The 19,919-nt window shown below is 34.0% G+C and carries 17 protein-coding genes; 13 read left to right on the top strand and 4 right to left on the bottom strand.

Annotated elements, in window-relative coordinates; genetic code table 11:
• Positions 1-777: 777 nt before the first annotated feature.
• Positions 778-1,674 (bottom strand): 2-carboxy-1,4-naphthoquinone phytyltransferase, encoded by an 897-nt coding sequence (gene menA, locus F6K54_RS20320; protein WP_293081104.1) that lies wholly within the window; start codon positions 1,672-1,674, stop codon positions 778-780.
• Between the two features lie 608 nt (positions 1,675-2,282).
• Between menA and F6K54_RS20325 the strand changes: the two genes are divergently transcribed.
• The 13 genes from F6K54_RS20325 (at position 2,283) to menD (ending at position 15,759) form a co-directional block, all read left to right on the top strand.
• A complete protein-coding gene (locus F6K54_RS20325; RefSeq protein ID WP_293081106.1) occupies positions 2,283-3,500 on the top strand; it encodes a transposase in 1,218 nt (405 codons plus the stop codon).
• A gap of 376 nt (positions 3,501-3,876) precedes the next feature.
• Positions 3,877-5,370 (top strand): isochorismate synthase MenF, encoded by a 1,494-nt coding sequence (locus F6K54_RS20330; RefSeq protein ID WP_293081107.1) that lies wholly within the window; start codon positions 3,877-3,879, stop codon positions 5,368-5,370.
• 239 nt (positions 5,371-5,609) lie between these two features.
• Positions 5,610-6,524, top strand: a complete 915-nt coding sequence (locus tag F6K54_RS20335) for a hypothetical protein (RefSeq protein WP_293081108.1) — start codon at positions 5,610-5,612, stop codon at positions 6,522-6,524.
• Between the two features lie 6 nt (positions 6,525-6,530).
• Positions 6,531-6,776, top strand: a complete 246-nt coding sequence (locus F6K54_RS20340) for a hypothetical protein (protein ID WP_293081111.1) — start codon at positions 6,531-6,533, stop codon at positions 6,774-6,776.
• A 339-nt stretch (positions 6,777-7,115) separates the two neighbouring features.
• Positions 7,116-7,298 carry a hypothetical protein gene (locus F6K54_RS20345; RefSeq protein ID WP_293081112.1) on the top strand — a complete coding sequence of 61 codons (183 nt, stop codon included), beginning with the start codon at positions 7,116-7,118 and terminating at the stop codon, positions 7,296-7,298.
• A 3-nt stretch (positions 7,299-7,301) separates the two neighbouring features.
• Positions 7,302-7,547, top strand: a complete 246-nt coding sequence (locus tag F6K54_RS20350; RefSeq protein ID WP_293081115.1) for a Uma2 family endonuclease — start codon at positions 7,302-7,304, stop codon at positions 7,545-7,547.
• A gap of 985 nt (positions 7,548-8,532) precedes the next feature.
• Positions 8,533-11,565, top strand: coding sequence for an SUMF1/EgtB/PvdO family nonheme iron enzyme (locus tag F6K54_RS43045; protein ID WP_366558185.1), 3,033 nt, complete (start codon positions 8,533-8,535; stop codon positions 11,563-11,565).
• Positions 11,566-11,825: 260 nt separating this feature from the next.
• Positions 11,826-11,963, top strand: a complete 138-nt coding sequence (locus F6K54_RS20365; protein ID WP_293081118.1) for a hypothetical protein — start codon at positions 11,826-11,828, stop codon at positions 11,961-11,963.
• A complete protein-coding gene (locus F6K54_RS20370; RefSeq protein WP_293081120.1) occupies positions 11,939-12,187 on the top strand; it encodes a four helix bundle protein in 249 nt (82 codons plus the stop codon). Before F6K54_RS20365 ends, F6K54_RS20370 begins: the two co-directional genes overlap by 25 nt.
• Positions 12,188-12,534: 347 nt before the next feature.
• Positions 12,535-12,726 (top strand): hypothetical protein, encoded by a 192-nt coding sequence (locus F6K54_RS20375; RefSeq protein ID WP_202218382.1) that lies wholly within the window; start codon positions 12,535-12,537, stop codon positions 12,724-12,726.
• On the top strand, positions 12,723-12,965 hold the full coding sequence (locus tag F6K54_RS20380) for a hypothetical protein (RefSeq protein ID WP_293081129.1): 243 nt from the start codon (positions 12,723-12,725) through the stop codon (positions 12,963-12,965). The genes F6K54_RS20375 and F6K54_RS20380 overlap by 4 nt, the downstream gene beginning before the upstream one ends.
• A 215-nt stretch (positions 12,966-13,180) precedes the next feature.
• The gene (locus F6K54_RS20385) at positions 13,181-13,726 is read left to right on the top strand and encodes a DNA-binding protein (RefSeq protein WP_293081130.1); all 546 of its coding nucleotides are present in this window, start codon (positions 13,181-13,183) and stop codon (positions 13,724-13,726) included.
• Between the two features lie 275 nt (positions 13,727-14,001).
• Complete coding sequence (menD, locus tag F6K54_RS20390) at positions 14,002-15,759, top strand: 2-succinyl-5-enolpyruvyl-6-hydroxy-3-cyclohexene-1-carboxylic-acid synthase (RefSeq protein WP_293081133.1); 1,758 nt, start codon at positions 14,002-14,004, stop codon at positions 15,757-15,759.
• A 669-nt stretch (positions 15,760-16,428) separates the two neighbouring features.
• Here menD and grxC read toward each other — a convergent pair.
• From grxC to F6K54_RS20405, 3 genes are all read right to left on the bottom strand, one after another.
• Positions 16,429-16,746, bottom strand: coding sequence for a glutaredoxin 3 (gene grxC / locus F6K54_RS20395; RefSeq protein ID WP_293081135.1), 318 nt, complete (start codon positions 16,744-16,746; stop codon positions 16,429-16,431).
• 1,647 nt (positions 16,747-18,393) lie between these two features.
• Positions 18,394-19,161: a PspA/IM30 family protein gene (locus F6K54_RS20400; protein ID WP_293081137.1), complete on the bottom strand. Its 768-nt coding sequence runs from the start codon at positions 19,159-19,161 to the stop codon at positions 18,394-18,396.
• A gap of 311 nt (positions 19,162-19,472) precedes the next feature.
• Positions 19,473-19,646: a hypothetical protein gene (locus tag F6K54_RS20405; RefSeq protein ID WP_293081139.1), complete on the bottom strand. Its 174-nt coding sequence runs from the start codon at positions 19,644-19,646 to the stop codon at positions 19,473-19,475.
• Positions 19,647-19,919: the final 273 nt, after the last annotated feature.

The following is a 19,919-nucleotide window of genomic DNA, read 5'->3' on the forward strand; positions in this document are numbered from 1 at the left end:
GGAGCTTTTCCCTACCTCCACCCCGAAAAATCGCCTGTTTTTCCTAACTTTTCTCCAAATTCCGGTTATGTTGCCCCCAATTCTCAATCATATCGATTATTTATTTGACTTTGAAACAGCCCTGCCTCCCAGGAGGGGAGGGGGAGACAGGAGACAGGAGAAACGGGGAATGAGCGAGGAGGTAGGAGCTAAGTTTTGTCCCAAGATTATTCTGCCCAACTATGCGCCTAAAATACGCTCCATGCATGAGCGTTTTAGACGTGATACCAGACACTTTTTAAAGGCCCAAAAAAGGTTAAATCCTTTATATGTCAATGCTTTTAGATTTATTCAGCAAACCCTAATTAAGAGTTAGGATTTAGGGGAGTTGTAGAAGAGGTAGTCATTCATAATTGCCCCTTAGTTTTTCTCTCATCATTACCCCAAAATCTTTACTTTTTCCCCTCCATCAACTGAAAAGCTGCTACCTTTTCAGTACCTACAATTCTTCAAACCAATATCAGTTAATGCTTTGATATTTAATCAGCAAGCCCTAATTAGGATTTGCTGAAAAAGTCTTTTTTAAGGAGTAGGGGTGTAGGGGTGTATAGGAGAATTTTTTTGCCCAACTCTTGTGCTAAAAATGCTAAATTTTTGACCATGAAGAGCTGAAAACCATGTACTTTTTCAATACCTAAAAAGACTAAAACCTTTATATGGTAATTATTTGAAATTTAATCACCAAGCCCGAATTATTAATTATTAATTATTAATTATTAATTATTAATTGTCTCATGTTTAGATAATAAATCCCAAGCCAAATAATAATCCGCTAAAAAAATGTAGATAAACAGCAATAAATTTACAGTTACTAACTTTTTCTGGTTGGTCGTGATAATTACCAACATGACGACATAACTGAATAGCAAATGGTAAAGCACCAAAACTTAACAGAGTCCAAACTGGGAAAATTCCTAAACCTACACAGATAGAAATGAGAACAAAAACAATACCACAAGACCAACTTAATAATTGAGAACCTGCTTTAGTTCCCATTCTCACAATAGGCGATCGCTTCCCTGCTGCTAAGTCATCTTGTACTTGATGAAAGTGAGAACAAAAGAGAATAAGAGTAGTAGTAATTCCAATAATTATTGATGCGGTCAAACTTATCATTGACCAACTTTTAGTTTGACTATAATAAGCAGCAGAAATTGCCAAAGGACCGAAAGCAAAAAAACAGAGAATTTCTCCTAAGCCTTGATATCCTAATCTAAAAGGAGGACCTTGATAAATATATCCCAAAAAACAACACAACAATATTAATCCAATTACCGTTACATCTTTTTGCCACCAACTAATTCCTAAAATCCCTAAAATTCCTAACAGTAAAAACAAATTACTCAGGACGAACATCAAAGATTTATTTCCTGTCAAATTTACTAAAGAATGATGTTTATTTTTATCGATACCTGTTTCTGAATCAAATACATCATTACTAATATTTTCCCAGGCTAAAATGAAAATTGCTGATGTAATAAATGTTGAAAAAATTGACCAATTAATCGAATTTTTTTCCCAGAAAGCTATTGCAGTTCCCACCCATATAGGCATAATAGCTACACTATACATAGGTGGTTTGATGGCAGCTAGCCATAATTTTTTTTGAGATTGATTTATTGTTTGAAATGTCATCTTAATTTGATAATTAATCTTGAGATTGTGGCAACAGTTATGGAGGTTGATTTGTAAGCATTCAGCTATTAACGGTCAGCTATCAGCTTTTTAATTAATAAAGCAAGCATTCGTTTAATTTATACTACATTCTCAACCAGATATTCGTACTCTGAAGCTTTGATAAAATTGCTTTTTTCTCCTTGAAAGGTAATAAAGCTGATAGCTGACTGCTGTTTGCGCAGCATTCCGCAGGAAATGCTTACGTTGATTTTTATAGTTTAATGAGTTGTGACAAACTTCTCAATCCTAACTCTAGATAATAATAAACATATTTAAGAAATATTTGTCGCTCACAACAATTGTTTATCTCTTAACACTTTAATTTCCGAGTTATGCAGAAAACTTTACAAAAAATCATGTAATTTATTTTTCCTTTACATTTGATTTAATTTGGCCTTTCTAGTTATTCTGAATAATCCTCTATCAGAGAATGTTGAAAGAGGACTCCCGCTAAATCAAAGATTATAGCGGTGAGATGAATTACAAAAACGCAAATTAATTGAGCGGAGCGCGAATCCTTTGATCTAGGTTTTTGAGATATTTAATAAGGTTTGTAATTAATAATATTGTGTGATATTATTAATAGATTAGGAAACAAAAAAACCGTCAACGTGATTACTTTAACTTACCAGTATAAACTCAAACCTACAAAACAACAAGAAGTAGAAATTAATCAGATTCTTGATGTTTGTAAAACTGTATATAATTATGCTTTGAGAGAGCGGAAAGACTGGCTAAGTTCAAGAAAATCACTAATTAATCGTTGTTCAATTATTTCCGAATATATTATTCCTGCTGATGCTCCCTACCCTAATTACAATTGTCAAACTAAAAGTTTAACAGTAGCTAAGAAAACTAATCCTAGATTAAAGTCAGTTTCGGCTAAGAGCCGACATGAAAATGCTCAAGTATTACAACAAACTTTAAAAACTTTAGATAGAGCATTTGTTAATATGAAAAGTTTAGGTAGAGGTTTTCCTAGATTCAAGAAGAGGATGAGGAGTTTTGTCTTTCCAGCAATGTTAAAGAATTGCTTGGGTAATAACAGATTTAAACTACCTCAGTTAGGTTGGGTTAAATTAAGGCAAAGCAGACCATATCCAGAAAATATGGTAGCTAAACAAGCTAGGATAGTTAAAAAAGCCAGTGGTTATTATTTGATGGTTAGTTTCCAATCATCAGAGTTAGTTCCAGATAATCCAGTAGGAAAAAAGTCTTTAGGGATAGATGCAGGAATAGAAAATTTTGTAGCAACTTCTACAGGTCAATTGTTTAAATCACCTAAGTTTTTGTTAGGTAAACTACGCGAGCTTAAATTGCTGCAACGTAGACTTAAAAATAAAACTAAAGGGTTAAGTAATTGGTTAAAGCTTCAGAATAAAATAGCTAGGCTACATGAAAGAATAGCTAATACTAGACGTGACTGGCATTTTAAATTAGCTCATCAACTTTGTGATTTAGCAGATAATATTTTTGTTGAAGATATTAACTTTACTTCCTGGTCTAAAGGTATTGTCAGAAAGCAATCTCTAGACTCTGGAATAGGTAAGTTTATTAATGAAATATTACCTTATGTTTGTTGGAAAAGAGGTAAGTACTATTGCAAAGTTGATAAGAATTATACATCTCAAGAATGCCCAAATTGTGGTTATGTAAACAAGAAAAAACTTGCGGATAGAAAACATAATTGTAGCAACTGTGGTTGTCAGGTTAATCGTGATGTAGCTGCTGCAAAAGTAATCAGAAATAGAGGATTAATGGCGGTGGGGCACACCGTTAAATAAAAAGCTTGTTGAGACGGTCTGACGGGGGTACAATTCAGTTTATTTGATTTGTTACCTAGTTAAGAGTCATTAAATCAAGAATCCCCCGTTATAATCTTTGATTTAACGGTGGGAGTGTCAAAAAACCAAACGTCAAGCTCTTGGCAATAGCCTGGCGCTAACAATATGTAAAAGTCTCAAAAAGAAAACAGAAAAGAGAAACGCAAAAAAAGGAGAGAAAAAGATTTAATTTTGACCATAACTATGGAGTCTAATATAAATAAAGGTGATAATTTTAATTAAAACTAGGGGATAAATTGGGCCTTTTTTAGAAATTGAACAGTCCTACCAATGAATCTCTCTTAATATTCAGTGAAAATTTCCGATTCTTTTTTTCATGCCTGCAATACCCACTTCTGTTAATCTATTTCAAAGCTGCCAGGACCTGCATCAGTTTCTGTTAAATTGTCAACAGACATTAACGGAACAGGTGCAGAAAAAAGTCATTAGTATTTCTGTGGAAATATTACCAGTAGATCCCCTAGCAGTATTGCAGGAAATTTGTGAACCTAATCAACTACATTTTTATCTCGAAAAACAAATTATTGGAAAAACAAATACTGAAAAAAATACCTTAGCGATCGCTGCTGTAGATGCTGCTACCCACTTGACTGTTACGAGTGGGAACCGTTTCTCACAAGCTCGATCTTTTATTCAGTCATGTCTTAACAATACAATTGTTTTAGGTGCAACACATTTACCATTTTCAGGCCCTCACTTTTTTTGTAGTTTTACTTTCTTTGAACAAGATTCCCAAATCAATCTAGATGTTTCTCAAAATGGTAATTATCAGGAGAAACCATCTATAAACTCTCACTTTCATTGTGCAACTATATTTTTGCCACGGTGGCAAATAACTCAGAAAAATAATTGCCATACACTTGTTATTAATACAGTTATCACTACCTCCATAAATATTAAAAATATTTCCCAGATAATTTGGCATAAATACCAGCAAATTACTCAAATAAATAATACTTCTTTATCAAGTTTAACCAAGCCTCGCGGAAATCTTCGGAAAATTAATCCGAATCATTTACAGGACTTTAAAAAATCAGTAGCTTCCGCTCTAGATTTGATTAACTCAAATTCTTTAAAAAAAATAGTTTTAGCCCACGCCATAGATATATATTCTCAAACTCCTTTTAACTTAATTCAGTCTTTAAACAACTTACGATTCATTTATCCAGACTGCTATGTATTTTCTACCAGTAATGGCAAAGGTCAAAACTTCATAGGCGCAAGTCCAGAAAGGTTAATTAGTATTAATAACAACCAATTAATTACAGACGCTTTAGCAGGTTCAGCACCCAGAGGTAAAAACTCCACTCAAGACATCAAATTAGCCAAGAATTTATTATGCAGTGAAAAAGATTTACGAGAACATCAATTTGTCATAGATTTTATTATTAAACATCTCCAAGATTTAGGATTAAATCCTCATTACCCATCTCAACCTCATTTATTACAATTGTCAAATATTCAGCATTTATGGACACCAATTACAGCAGAAATTTCCCAAAATATTCATCTATTAGAAATCCTAGCAGAACTACATCCCACCCCAGCAGTAGCAGGAGTTCCTAGAGATATTGCTCAACAACAAATACATAATTTTGAAACTTTCGAGCGATCGCTTTATGCAGCACCTATAGGTTGGATAGACTATCAAGGAAATGGGGAATTTGTGGTGGGTATTAGGTCAGCATTAATAGACGGAGACCGCACCAGACTTTTTGCAGGTGCAGGCATAGTTGTTGGTTCAAAACCAGAGAAAGAATTAGCAGAAGTTCAACTAAAACTTCAGACTTTATTAAAAGCTTTAGTTTAAGTAAAGTAGGGAACAGTGTTCAACAATTAATAATGAATAATGAATAATTACTTTTCCTTGAAAATAAGAGGATTGACTAAAAGGAAATTTTTTTCTTTTTCTCCTTTAAAGGAGAGACTTTAAACCTTAATTTTTAGGTAAAAGCTTTTCTCTGTCTCAGGTTCATTATCAATCTCTGTCTTAACCAACTCTTTCTTTGCTATAAATATAACTATTCTATTTATTTAGTAAGTCATACTATGAACAATTTATTTGATAATTTGGCAAATCAAGATAGCGGTATTAGTGACAATTCTGGTTTACTTAACAATGATGATTTTTCCTCTATTCCGGATGAGATAAATCAAGACTTAAACCAGAATTTGACCGATAATTTCCATCAGCAACAACAGTTCGACTATCAAAATTTCAATATGGGTTTAGGGGAAAATCCAGACTTTGCTCAAAATGATTTTTCATTGGAGAATTTGGCAAATCAAGATAGCAGTATTAATGATAATTATGCTTTACTTAACAATGAAGATTTTTCCTCAACTCTGGATGACATAAATCAAGACTTAAACCAGAATTTGACTGATAGTTTCCATCAGCAACAACAGTTCGACTATCAAAATTTCAATATGGGTTTAGGGGAAAATCCAGACTTTGCTCAAAATGATTTTTCATTGGAGAATTTGGCAAATCAAGATAGCAGTATTAATGATAATTATGCTTTACTTAACAATGAAGATTTTTCCTCAACTCTGGATGACATAAATCAAGACTTAAACCAGAATTTGACTGATAGTTTCCATCAGCAACAACAGTTCGACTATCAAAATTTCAATATGGGTTTAGGGGAAAATCCAGACTTTGCTCAAAATGATTTTTCATCCAATAATTTGGCAAATCAAGATAGTGGTATTAGTTACAACTCTGGTTTACTTAATAACGATGACTTATCCTCAAGTTCGGATGACATAAATCAAGATTTAAACCAGAATGTGACCGATGGTTTCCATCAGCAACAGCAGTTCGACTATCAACATTCAAGTATGGGTTTGCAGGAAAATTTAGACTTTTCTCAAAATCACTTTTTATCCGATAATTTCCATCAACAGCAGCAATTTGAACATCAAGATTTTGATACAGATTTTTCTGGAGTAAATTCTTAATCTCCATTGCCAGAAATTTCTAACTTTCAGCATGAGCAACATAATTTAAGTTTAAGTTCTCATACTTTTGACAGTCAAAATATTGGTTTATCTAGTCATCGTTTAGAATTTCATTCATCCACCACTGCTGCATATAATTATTCTGACGATAAATATCCTTATACAACTATAGATAATTCAGGTCATATTGACCTACATACAAGTAGCGATCGCTATGGTCATTATGTAGGCTATTTAAAAGGTCTTCAATAATTGATAATTGATAATGGATAATTGATAATTACCTCTCCCTAAAAGGAAGAGGATTGAATAAAAGGAAAAAATTTATTTTTTTCCCCTTGAAAGGGGAGGCTTTAAACCTGAATTATTGAATTATTGAATTATTGAATTATTAATTCTTCGGTAAAGTTTATAATTCTAGTCATTATCATCTAGGACATGCAGGTACAGATGGTAAAGTTTATGATAATCATAATCATGCAGTTGGTTGGGTAGATAATAATGGCAATATCTATAATGAAGGAGGCATTCAAGTTTCCCATACTAATAAAGGAGTAGTTGGTGCTGCTGCTTATTTATTATGTTCCTATTATGGTGGAGCAAATTAATTTTTGGGAAGGAAGAAGGAAGAAGGAAGAAGGAGGAAGGAAGAAGGAAAAAAATAACTTTATTAAACCTCAAATATTTATGGAGTTTGGAGGTTTTGGAGTCTGGTTAGGAGAGGGTTTGGAGACCAAACCCCTACGTTTTCAATTTAACTTTCTTGATGACTGACAAATGATTGAAACTAAACCCAACATTTACACCTTTGCTGAATATTCGCAATATCAAGATAGTACAGATAATAAATATGAATTAGTGAATGGAGAACTTATATCTTTGACACCTCCTAGTGGAATTCATGCTTTAATTTTGACTTTTTTATTTCAGGAATTTTATCGAGAAGTTATCAGAATAAATGCTCCTTGGCAGGTCATTTCAGTTATCAGTTATCAGTTATCAGTTATCAGCCTTTTACAGTGAACAGTTATCAGATTTTATTTTTTAGCTTTTTCAGGAGTTTATGGATATAAATAAGAGTATTATCTATGCTTATAAATACTTAACAGAGGAAAAAAAAAGAATATCTATTATCTAAACAACTTCTCAGAAGTGGAGCATAACGCACCATTTTTGATGTGGCTTAAAAGGCAAAGTTTTAGACCCAATTATTTTGATGAACCCAATATTAGAAAAGTAATTTCTCAGAGACTGAGAAAGCTTCGAGGGTACTTTCAACAAGAATCAGAAATAATAGTGAAATATTCCCCTCCCCATGACAGATAATGTAGGTTGGGTTGAGTCCGCGTTAGCGAAGCTTATCCGGAGGATAAACCCAACATTTATCAAACTTTTTGAACCTACTGAAAATTTTAAATTAAAGGAGAAAAAAATTATGGCTTTACATTGACTTCCCGCAGTCGAGTAGGGAGCGTAACGCACCATTTTTAATGTTACTGTCATGGCAACGAAACCCAACATTTAGATAAGATTTACATCTAATTTGGAGAAATTTTATATTACTCAGATTGCTAAATTAATAATGAGAGGAGAAAAAATATAGAGAAATTTTTACCTAGATAATCTCGGTTAGGTTGAGGAATTTTGAGTGGAGGCGATCGCCTAGATAAACCTAGCATTAGATCAGTAATCTCTCAGAAATTAAAATTGCTTCGAGGGTACTTTCAATAATAATCAGAAATAATAGTGAAATATTCTCCTCCCCATGACAGATAATGTAGGTTGGGTTGACTCAGGAAACCCAACATTTATCAAACTTTTTGAACCTACTAAAAATTTCAAATTAAAGGAGAAACTAAGATTGCTTAGGAAGTACTTTAAATAATAATCAGAAATTATCCGGAAATATTCCCCTCCCAATGTGTAGGTTGGGTTGACTCAGGAAACCCAACATTTATTAAACTTTTTAAATCTAGGAAAAATTGATAATTATCAGAAGAAAAAAATTATGCCTATACCTTTACTTCCATTTGCTATTCCTGCTACAGCTTCTGTGTGGAGTAGCTGCGTTAATGCTTTTAATGCTGCCTCTACTAGAACAATGCAGCAAAATTTAGAAAGGCAACGACTAGCTCATCAAAAAGAATTACAAGAAAAACAAAGAGTCGCTCAACTTGAGATTGAATATATGCGTACTATGTCTCAGATTAAGTTGCAGCAAAATAATCAAGCATTTCAACGAGACTTACAACAAAATAATCAAGCATTTCAGGCAGAAATAGAGTATCAACGTCTTGCTGCTCAAGCAAAGTTACAGCAAAATAATCAAGCATTTCAAAGAGACTTGGAAAGTCAACGCTTTGCTCATCAACAAGAATTACAAGAAAAACAAATCTCTGCACAATTTGACCTGGAAACTTATCGTCAAGAATTTCAGGCAAAAATAGTTGAATACCAATGCCAAGAAAATCGGAAACTCCAAGAATTTATCAAAGCAGTAGATATGCAAATAGCTAAAAGCAACCAAGAATTTCAAGCATGGCTATTTCAACAACAAAAACAACTACAAATCGAACTAGCTCAATATAACCGAGAAACTCAGTTTTTTATCGCAGTATATCAACGAGAAGTTAGTCTAGAAATTAAAGAATTAGATAACTGGCCACTCAAAATTTATCCCTGGCAAATTCTCGAATATCATCAAGGCAGAAATCCTATTCCTATACAAATAATACTCGCACCTCCAGAAATAGACTATGACCGTTTTGAACACTTAAATAAAACTTCTACTTCTGGATTTCCTAAAGTAGAAAAACGTCTTTCTCAACACTTACGAAATTTCCTGGAAAAATACTATCCTCTGGAAAATGAACAACGACCAGCAGAATTAATAGACCGCGCTTGGGATAGTAACCGTTTTGCCGGAGGTAGCGCAGTTAAAGCCATATTTAGTCGCTTAAAATCTGAACCCATACTATTAATAGAATCAGAAGTAGATGGAGACTTTATTAATATTCAAGTTGCCTATTGGAGTGGCGGACAAGAAATATCTCCTTTCTACAGAACTATGATTCGCCATCTACATTATCCGAAAGTTCTCTACGAATTTGCCATTCAACGTGCCTTACATTGGGAAACGAATGTTAAACAGAAACTTTTGGCAAAAGGCAAAACAGAACAAGAGATAAATCAAAAGTTTGGTGGAGATAATGCTTTAAATTTGAGTATTTATAGAGAAAATGAAGAACTACAGGCAGTCGGAATAGAAATTGATAGAGGTTACAAAACCAATAGCGAAGATTTTGGCAAATTATCAGCTTTGTTAGGAGCATATCATAATATTATTGTTGCCCTATTTACTGACATTCATTATTTAATTACTACTAACTTATCGCCGAAGTTGCCAGAATTATTGCCAGAGTTAGAAACGGAATTTTCTATAGATCGACGTTTGGCAGATGACCTGTTTCAAATGGTAGTTGAAAGTTATATTGGCAGTCTCAGAGCTATGGAAAAAGACCGCTCGGAATTAGTACCAGAATTTGCTGCGGATATTGCCCTTGGTTTGACTGGTTTATCTCATCCTACTTTTGCAGAACAAATGTTAGATTTTTCCCTGGAGTCTTGGCTAAATTCTCGTTATCTTTCTGTGGAGAATGGCAGAGAAAAATTTGACATAGTGGCTGAAAATTTACTGCCTCTGGATGAGGAATTTATTACTAAAGTTAATCGCTGCTTGGTTGGTTTGGGTAAGGAGAAAAATTTGAGTGTAATCAATTCTTGTTATCAGCGGGGAATTGAGAAATTTAATCAGGAAAAATATCAGGAGGCAATTATTGATTTTGGCTACGTTATAGATTTGAATCCTGAATTTGCCGATGGTTATTATCGGCGAGGTTTGACTTATATTCAGTTGGCAAATTATCGAGAGGCGGTTGATGATTTGACTCAAGTTATAGGGTTGGATGCTAGTCATGCTCCGGCATATAATTTTCGGGGTTATGCCTACTTTAAATTAGGAGAATATCGGCAGGCGGTTGATGACTATAACCGGGCGATAAATTTGGGTTTAAATGAGGCGGTGAAAAATCGAGATATTGTTCTGGGTGTTTGGCAGGAAATTAAACGTCAGGCGGAGGAAAAAATTAGGCGGGAAGAAAGGGAAAGACAAGAAAGAGAAGCTGAGGAAAAAAGGCGACGGGAGTCGAAAGGGGAAGTCTTTACTTTTGAGGTAGTTACTGTCAACAACTCTGGGAAAGTTATTAATCGTACCCAGGGAAGTGCCAGGCAAAAAATGGAAGACTTGGGTAATGGGATTAAATTAGAAATGGTTTATATTCCTGGGGGAAGTTTTCTCATGGGTTCGCCAGAAAATGAGGCGGAAAGAGACTCTAATGAAAGTCCTCAACATCAAGTAAGTCTCCAACCTTTTTATATGAGTAAATATCCTATTACTCAAAAGCAGTACGAAGCTATTATGGGAAATAATCCTTCCAACTTTAAAGGAGAAAACCGCCCAGTAGAAAATGTGAACTGGCATAACGCCATAGAGTTTTGTCAAAAGCTATCTGAGAAAACTGGGAAAATTTACACTCTGCCTAGTGAGAGTCAGTGGGAATATGCCTGTCGTGCCGGGACAACTACTCCTTTCTATTTTGGAGAAACTATAACGTCTGAGTTAGTTAACTATGATGGTAATCATCCTTATGGCAATGCTCCTAAAGGAAAATATCGACAAGAAACAATAGATGTGGGAAGTTTTCCTCCCAATGCTTTTGGTCTATACGATATGCACGGGAATGTCTGGGAATGGTGTCTGGATGTTTGGCACGGTAATTATAATGGAGCGCCTACCGATGGAAGTGCTTGGGAAAGTGGGGGAAATAATAGTCAACGACTGCTCCGTGGCGGTTGCTGGTACGGTGATTCTTGGTATTGCCGTTGCGCCTGGCGTGACTACTCTTGTGCCGACTTCTTCTACAGCGATAGGGGTTTTCGGATTGTCTCGTCCGTGTCGGTCGTTTCTGTCTCTCGTTCCTAGGATTCTTCCCCTTTATTCTTTTCCTCTTTTCCCCTTTATTCTTTATTCTTTTTTCTTTTTCCAGTTCCGCTAAAGCGGATCGAAATTTTTTTACACAGAATGCTCAAATCAATCAAGCCTATGGGAAGATAATTATGGGACTGACCAAACAAAGCTCCGTGGCGGTAGCTATTCAGTTATCAGTTATCAGTTATCAGTTATCAGCCTTTTTTCAGTGAACAGTTATTAGCCTTTTCAGTTATCAGCTTTTTCAGGAGTTTATGGACATAAACAAGAGTATTGTCTATCAAAAAGCTTATCAATTTGCTATTAGAGTAGTCAAAGCTTATAAATATTTGACAGAGGAAAAAAAGAATATGTATTATCTAAACAAATGCTCAGAAGTGGCACTTCTATAGGAGCCAACATAGCAGAAGCAAATGGAGGCATATCTCAGGCTGACTTTAGGGCCAAAATTTCCATAGCTTACAAAGAAGCCTTAGAAACAAAGTATTGGTTATCTCTCCTCAAAGATACCGATTATATTGAAGAAAAAGCCTTTGACAGTATCCATCAAGATGCAGATGAGATTGCTAAAATCTTATTTTCTATCATCAAGAAAACTGAAAAAGCTGATAACTGATAACTGATAACTGATAATTGAAAAGTCTGGTAGGTTGGGTTGACGTAGGAAACCCAAGATTATCTACCTAATATATATAGATATAAACTTTTTACTGCCACTTACCACAAAACAGTCAATCTATCAAACTGCCAAAATACTAAGGGAGAAAAATTAGTCATTCATCCTGAAAAAAATTTAAGCGATCGCCCCCAAACAACCGTCAAAATCAAACATTCTCTGAAGCCCTCACAAAAAACGGTGCATTGAAAAAAGCGATCGCTTGACAATCCAAAAAATTGCTAAAATTGCTAATAACCCCTGATTCAAAACTGGCAATAATAAATTTCTCTAGAGGTTACAATTAATTGTCTAAAAGAAAGTTTCGTAAATCTGTCGAAAGTATTCGGCAACAGATTAACAAACACCATCAAAAAATAGCAGATGAACAAGAGAAAGCTATTCCGGATGAAGGCTTAATTTCATATTGGCAAAAAGAAATTTCCGGATTAGAAAAAAGTTTAGCCAGAGCAGAAAAAAGATTGAGGCGCGGTAAATGATTTATAAACTCGAAAAGCCATTAAATGTTAACTCAACCCTATCAGTATTATTGGCTGAATTAGGAGAAGAATGTGAGACAGTTCTATTTTTACTAAATCAATTACAACTATCAAATCTAACAGATGAACAAAAAGGTGATATTTTAGCAGAGCTAACTGGTTCAGTTTGCCATTTGAATGTTCATACAGAAAATTTACCAGATTTAATTCAAGACGAAATAGAACAATTACCAGATTAATCAAAATTAGTTAGCAAGATTTGAGGCTGACAGGGTTGACGAAATCCGCCGACTAAAAGTTGATAATGAACGAACTATCAATTATTCAAAAAACCCACGATAGTTATTATGACTCTCTCTATCTCCCTACTTATGAAATTGTATTTCAAAATTTAAAATTAATTTATTCAATCAAAAATCACACGCTCACATTTCAAAACTAAGACGTTATAGTTATGAGTATCTCAACAACCACCACAACACAAGCAGCTTTTCTACTCAATATCTCAACAGGTAGATTGCGGACTCTGCTTAATCAAGGCCGGGTCCAAGGTGCTTATAAAGTCAAAAGACTTTGGATGATTCCCCTTAACCATCGGGGAATGCCAGAGATTAAACCAGGTAGTCGTGGTCCACAACCTACTTGGAATAAACTTCAACGCAAAGCCAAGACTATTGTTCATGTTTTGCGAAAGAATATTGATTACAACAGGGATAATGGAACTTCTCATCCAGCGATTGCGGTGAAAGTGGGAGATAAAAAAAAATATTGCCACGCCCTGAAAATTAACGGACCTTGCCAAATTGTTTATCAACCCCACCAACCTAATAAAAGTCAAGCCGGGGGTGCCCGTTTGTGGATTGAAGTGGAACCACAATATATAGTGGAGCGAAAATACTTTCCAGATGGAGATTATGGTCCACCTCCAGAAGTGAATCAAAAAAAGTCTAAAGCTAAAAAGAAAAAGTCGGAAACTAAAGTAAATAAAAGAAGTAGTTAGATACAGAAAGAGGTAAAGGTTTAGTTAATTGATATTCTATTGTTTCAGGTACTTTTATCACCCTGATACTAATTTTATGTGAGGCTGCAAGAATTAGGTGGTAGGTAGTAGGTGTTATACCAATTTTATGTGAGGTGGCACAGAATTATGAAATTTATTAACTTGTCTATCTCGATCTACAGTCAACCCCGATTAAAATATTTTTCTATGCAACTTCTTATCAATTTGGTATTAGTTTTTGTGATGAGTACCCTATTACTATTCAAAACTCAGAAATGCCAATTGATTTTAGAAATATAAATACAGTCTGGGCATCAATTTTAGTAGAAACATTACAATATCTAGGATTAACTACAGCAATTATTAGCCCTGGTTCCCGTTCCACACCTCTAACATTTGCCTTTGCTAGTCACCCAAAAATCGAAACTATTCCAATTCTTGATGAACGTTCCGCATCATTTTTTGCTTTAGGAATAGCAAAGAAAAATTATCAACCTGTGGTAATAGTCTGTACATCTGGTACTGCTGCTGCCAATTTTTATCCTGCCATAATAGAGGCAAAAGAAAGTCGTATTCCACTATTAGTTTTAACGGCAGATAGACCTCCAGAATTACGAAATTGTCATGCAGGTCAAACAATAGATCAGGTTAAATTGTATGGCAGTTATCCCAACTGGCAAGTTGAATTAAGTTTGCCTTCTATAGAAGTAAAAATACTTGAATATTTAAGACAAACAATTATTCATGGTTGGAGAAAAACAATTTTAGCAACACCTGGACCTGTGCATTTTAATATTCCTTTTCGAGACCCTTTACCTCCTATACCCCAACCAGAAGTTATTTCCTTAGAAGCACAATTTCCCCAAAACTTTTTTGCTACAGTACAACCAATTTTTACAACAGAATTTTTGCCGAATTTTGACTTAACATTAGATTTAAAAAATAAACTTCAATCTGGCAAAGGCATAATTATTGCAGGTTTAGCACAACCCAAAAATCCTCAAAAATATTGTCAAGCGATCGCTCAAATTTCTCAAGTTCTCAAGTTCCCAGTTTTAGCTGAAGGTTTATCTCCTCTGAGAAACTATTCTCGGTTAAATCCCTATTTGATTAGTACTTATGATTTAATTTTAAGAAATCAGGAAATAGCAGAAAAACTTATTCCTAAAATAGTTTTACAAATCGGCGAATTACCAACAAGTAAACAACTAAGAACTTGGCTAGAAACAACTAACCCTCACAGATTAATCATCGATCAAAGCGAGGATAATTTTGACCCGCTCCATGGGAAGACAAATCATTTACAACTTTCAGTAGAACAACTAGCTAAAATTTTTACTCCTAAATTTTTTCATAGTAACTCCGATAGCAATTACTTAAATTTGTGGTGCAATGCTGAGGTAAAAGTTAGAGAGGGAATTGACAAAAAGATGGCAGCAATCAATCAAATATTTGAACCTAAAATACCTTGGTTAATTTCTCAAACATTACCCCAAGATACACCAATATTTATTGCTAATAGTATGCCAGTCAGAGATGTAGAATTTTTCTGGATTCCTAATAATTCCCAAATCAAGCCATTTTTCAATCGAGGCGCAAATGGAATAGACGGTACTTTATCAACTGCTTTAGGTATTGCTCATCGTCAACAAAGCAGTATTTTGTTAACAGGAGATTTAGCACTTTTGCATGATACTAATGGTTTTTTACTGAGAAATAAATTAGTCGGTCATTTAACTATTATTTTGATTAATAATCAGGGAGGTGGAATCTTTGAAATGTTACCAATAGCTAAATTTGAACCACCTTTTACAGAATTTTTTGCTACTCCCCAAGATATTAATTTTGCTGCTCTGTGTAATACTTATGATGTAGAACATCAGAATATATATTCTTGGCAGCAATTACGACAACTTTTAAATACTCTACCTAGTAGTGGAATAAGAGTTTTAGAATTACAAACAAACCGCCAACTAGATGCTAGATGGCGGTTAGATAATTTAGATAAATTTGCAGCAAATTTATTGCTATAGCAGAAGGAAGAAGGAAGAAGGAAGAAGGAAGAAGGAAAAATATTATGTTGTCTGAGTTTTAAGCTATAGTCATTCCAGTTAAGATTGAGACAAGGGTTTCTTGCCTTGAAAGAGTTTTAGCTGAAAAAGTGTTTCAGTCTTATTCAGAATGACTATAGAGGAAGTAGTCAGATATTTTATCCCTTAATTTTTCTGCAATTATTATGCCCAAAATCCTAACTTTTTGGTCGCTAAAATTTAAAAATTTGCACTTTTTTACAACGAAAAAAAGCTAAAACTTTTACCTGTCAATGCCTTTATATTTAATCAGTCAACCTTAATTATTAATGATTAATGATTAATTATTAATTAGGGTTTATGCTCAAAAGTCTTTTTGTGGAGGTAGGGAGTAGTTAGGAGTTAAGAGAGATAGGAGTGAAATAGGAATTGGCAGGAAAAAGAGTAAGAGTGATTCTTCTATCATCATAGAGCCAAAAATGCTCAATTTTTGAACCTCAGTAGCCTAAAACTTCGCACTTTTTGATACCTAAAAACCTTAAAACCAATATCATTCAATGCTTCTATATTTAATCAGCCACGCCCTAATTATTAATTGTTGAAAGTTCCCTATTCCCTGGCACATAGCCCTATAAGAATTTAATTTTTTCTTACTCTCAAATAATCCAAAATTTACACAGCAGTAGGCTTACTCAATAAAGGATCTAACTCACCCTTTCCATCTAGAGTATAAATCTCATCACAGCCACCAATATGTTGGTCATTGATAAAAATCTGTGGCACAGTACGATATCCATTCGCACGTTCAGCCATAGTATTCCTGGCAGCTGCATTGCCATCTATTTTGTATTCTGTATAGTTGACACCTTTCCACCACAACAAAAGTTTTGCCCTGATACAATAGGGACAAGTTTGCCAAGTATAAATTTCAACATTAGCCTTGATTTGTTCTGGATGACGACCAAGAATAGGATTAATAAAGTCAAACATTTTTAGTAATTAGCCCTAGTAATAAATTAGCAAGTGTAGATATTTTGTAACCTATTTTTCTATAAAATTGCAACAACTTAACCTAACCTTCTGTCTTATTTAACAATTTTATGACTTGATAAAAAGTGTCTTTTTTTATAAATATATATATAAATATTTTGCCCAAGATTGTTGTATTATACCAATTTGATAAATGTTTGTTACAAATGGTAGGGACGTTGCATGCAACGTCCGTACGAAAGAAGGAAGAAAGGATAAATATTTTAAAAAAGGGGAAAACAATATAAATAACTATCTAAAATGAACTGAAATTGCTATTTTTAAGCATATTCGAACAATGTCTACCTTTTTGTAGCATTATTTTTTAAAATTGGTATTATACCATTTTGAAAAAAGAATGTTACGAATAATAAGCACCATAAAAAGACTTTCAGATAAAGTCTGTTTCACGAAAAAGGTAATTTGCAACATCAAAAATGGTATTAAATCTATCCATTCTGCATTCTAAATTATAAATTATAAATTAAAATAAATACCCTAACTATTTGTAGCAAACATTTATCAATTTGGTATTAGATCATATCTGGTTGAATACTGATAAATAAGAATAAGGGAGTAGGGAGTGGGGAGCAGGAAGAATTAGGAAGATTTGTTGTTGAAGCGAGAATATAGTTTTTTTTATCACTAATTAAACAGACATAATACTATACTAATTTAGTAAATATTTACTATAAATACTCTGTTATATATTCCCGACAACTATATTTAAAGTAGAGTAATCATTGAATCAAAATCTAATATCGATACCTTGTAGGTTTAGCCCTCATCTTCATTTGTGTTTGCATTTTATCTCTAATGTATAGTTCTCGGGAAATTTGAGAAAAATAATGAGCTGTAAATACTAAATTAAGCATCAAAAAAACTAAGACCAAAATCAGTACCAAAACATTTAAAATATTTAATTCGTTGAAGACTGTAAAGATGGCGAATAAAACTGAACAAAGACCAAATCCAGAAGCAGAAGAACTGAGAATTAGCCAGCGTAATTTAGACATAATTAAGTTAATAAATATTTAATAAAAGCAGAAGGCATAAATTTTACTTATTATTGAATCATACATAAATGAGCTTAAATTTAATAGTCCTATAATCACTTTTAGCTGATTTATTGAGGAGAGGCAAATCTAAGTTATTTATACCAGGGAACAGAAAACAGCAGGAAAAATATTTCCCTGTCTAAAGATTATTATTACTCTATGTCTTAACCGATCTGTCTATTGCTATATATAGCAGTCCCCATTGCGGTTAGGACTTATGGAATAATTGAAAATAACGGAATATCAACCTTTCTTCTTCCTCCTTCCTCCTTCCTCCTTCTTCCTTCTGCTATAGTACATAGCCCAATTGGATAACTATGCCAATACTGCAATCTCAGTATTTTTGAACAAAATTGTGTAATTTAACAGAAAAATGCCTTGACAGATTATACTTACAACACTTTTCATTTAAGTAGACTACAAAATTCTCTTGGATTAGGGAGTATCCATTAGGAGGCCACTGTAGTCTATATATTTGAAAATCGCTATAATATCCATCAAGGCTCAAAGTATTGCCGAAATATCAGCACATTGAGGAAATAAACAAAACTTACATTTTGTCAAGTTGTTTACGCAAATCTTCCAGTTCAGCATCAACTTCTGATTTTTCTGCTGAACCCTGATTTGACGCAGGTAGTTGATTCTGACTTACAGAACCTCCAGACATTTGTGCCTTCATCGCCGCTAACTCATCATCAACATCACTACTAGCTTCCAATTTTCGGAAATCCTCTTCCAAACCACTGCCACCAGCTAACTCTGCTGTAGCTTGGGAACGGGCCTCCATTTGTAAAACCTTTTCTTCCATCCTGTCAAAAGCTGCCATTGCCCCGCTAGTATTCAGAGAACCCATTGTATTATTGAGTTGCTCCTGAGTTTTAGCAGCAGTCATTCGTGCTTTCAACATATCCTTCTTCGCCTTAGCTTCAGAAATCTTACCTTCCAAAGCTGTTAAATTCCGCTTTAAAACTTCTACCTGACTTGTTTGACTGTCCAAAGATACTTTTACAGTGTCTGCTGTCTCAGAATAAGTCTTCTTACGCTGTAGAGCTTCCTTGGCCAAATTTTCATCTCCCTTTTGTAGAGCTAACTGTGCCCGGGAGTACCATTGATTAGCCTGAGACTGAGCTTGATTATATTGTTGTTGGCTACGTTTCTGAGTAGCAATAGCACTAGCAACAGCCTGACGCAACTGCACCAAATCCTCTTGCATATCAATAATAGACTGCTCTAGAACCTTCTCAGGGTCTTCAGCTTTACTTACCATGTCATTAACATTAGCTCTGACAAGACGACCAATTCTATCAAATAATCCCATAATTTTATTTTTCCTTTGATGTTTAATTTAGCTTCTAGCTCTTACTGGCCAATACTAATATAGGCCAAATTTTTCATTACTAACATAGATAAGGATACTTTCCCTATAGCTATATATTCATTTTAAGTCTTTCTTTCTCCGCGAACTACCGCTCAACTAAACTTACTCAAACTTACTCAAAAGCCTGAAAGCTTAGTTGAACGCAAGTGGATCAACTACCACAGGGTTAAACGGCAAACCCTTTATTCCTTGGTCCAAGACATCAGGAGTTACTTTTTTAATTATATTAATGGAGATAATTTTCTACTCGACTATTTCGTTTGTGAGTTAATTTTTTTTAACCGATGAGAATGACATTTATTATAGTTAGTTTTTAATTGAGATTGTTTTGATAGAAAAGTGACCCAAGCTACATCATAAATTGATTTTGATAGTTTAGTATTTTTTGCTAAACCTCTAATATTTAAGTTTTCCACTGCAATCATGTCATATTCTTTAACTAATTTATGAGCAGTTTTATAGTGAAAATATTCTCTTTGCCTGGCAATATGTATTCAATGAATAATTAATAATGAATAATTAATAATGAAAGAAGGAAACTAATTATTCACTATTAATTGTTAATTATTAGACATTGATTTAGTTGAATTAAATTATGATATAGCGCTGTGCGCAGGCAACAGCTCCAGAAGGCAACAGCTCATCTGGGGGAATGAATTGCTGATAATATAAGACTTTTAGCTATTTGGCCCCTCCTG

This window comes from Okeania sp. SIO3B5 (assembly GCF_010692555.1).
GTDB lineage: Bacteria > Cyanobacteriota > Cyanobacteriia > Cyanobacteriales > Microcoleaceae > Okeania.

Bases quoted from the DNA above. Each gene is read 5' to 3' on its own strand.
- F6K54_RS20365 (WP_293081118.1), top strand. From the start codon at position 11,826: ATGGACATAAACAAGAGTATTGTCTATCAAAAAGCTTATCAATTTGCT.
- F6K54_RS43045 (WP_366558185.1), top strand. From the start codon at position 8,533: ATGCCTATACCTTTACTTCCATTTGCTATTCCTGCTACAGCTTCTGTG.
- F6K54_RS20335 (WP_293081108.1), top strand. From the start codon at position 5,610: ATGAACAATTTATTTGATAATTTGGCAAATCAAGATAGCGGTATTAGT.
- F6K54_RS20330 (WP_293081107.1), top strand. From the start codon at position 3,877: ATGCCTGCAATACCCACTTCTGTTAATCTATTTCAAAGCTGCCAGGAC.
- F6K54_RS20345 (WP_293081112.1), top strand. From the start codon at position 7,116: ATGGTGGAGCAAATTAATTTTTGGGAAGGAAGAAGGAAGAAGGAAGAA.
- menD (WP_293081133.1), top strand. From the start codon at position 14,002: ATGCCAATTGATTTTAGAAATATAAATACAGTCTGGGCATCAATTTTA.
- F6K54_RS20405 (WP_293081139.1), bottom strand. From the start codon at position 19,646: ATGATTGCAGTGGAAAACTTAAATATTAGAGGTTTAGCAAAAAATACT.
- F6K54_RS20370 (WP_293081120.1), top strand. From the start codon at position 11,939: ATGCTCAGAAGTGGCACTTCTATAGGAGCCAACATAGCAGAAGCAAAT.
- F6K54_RS20400 (WP_293081137.1), bottom strand. From the start codon at position 19,161: ATGGGATTATTTGATAGAATTGGTCGTCTTGTCAGAGCTAATGTTAAT.
- F6K54_RS20380 (WP_293081129.1), top strand. From the start codon at position 12,723: ATGATTTATAAACTCGAAAAGCCATTAAATGTTAACTCAACCCTATCA.
- menA (WP_293081104.1), bottom strand. From the start codon at position 1,674: ATGACATTTCAAACAATAAATCAATCTCAAAAAAAATTATGGCTAGCT.
- F6K54_RS20385 (WP_293081130.1), top strand. From the start codon at position 13,181: ATGAGTATCTCAACAACCACCACAACACAAGCAGCTTTTCTACTCAAT.
- grxC (WP_293081135.1), bottom strand. From the start codon at position 16,746: ATGTTTGACTTTATTAATCCTATTCTTGGTCGTCATCCAGAACAAATC.
- F6K54_RS20350 (WP_293081115.1), top strand. From the start codon at position 7,302: ATGATTGAAACTAAACCCAACATTTACACCTTTGCTGAATATTCGCAA.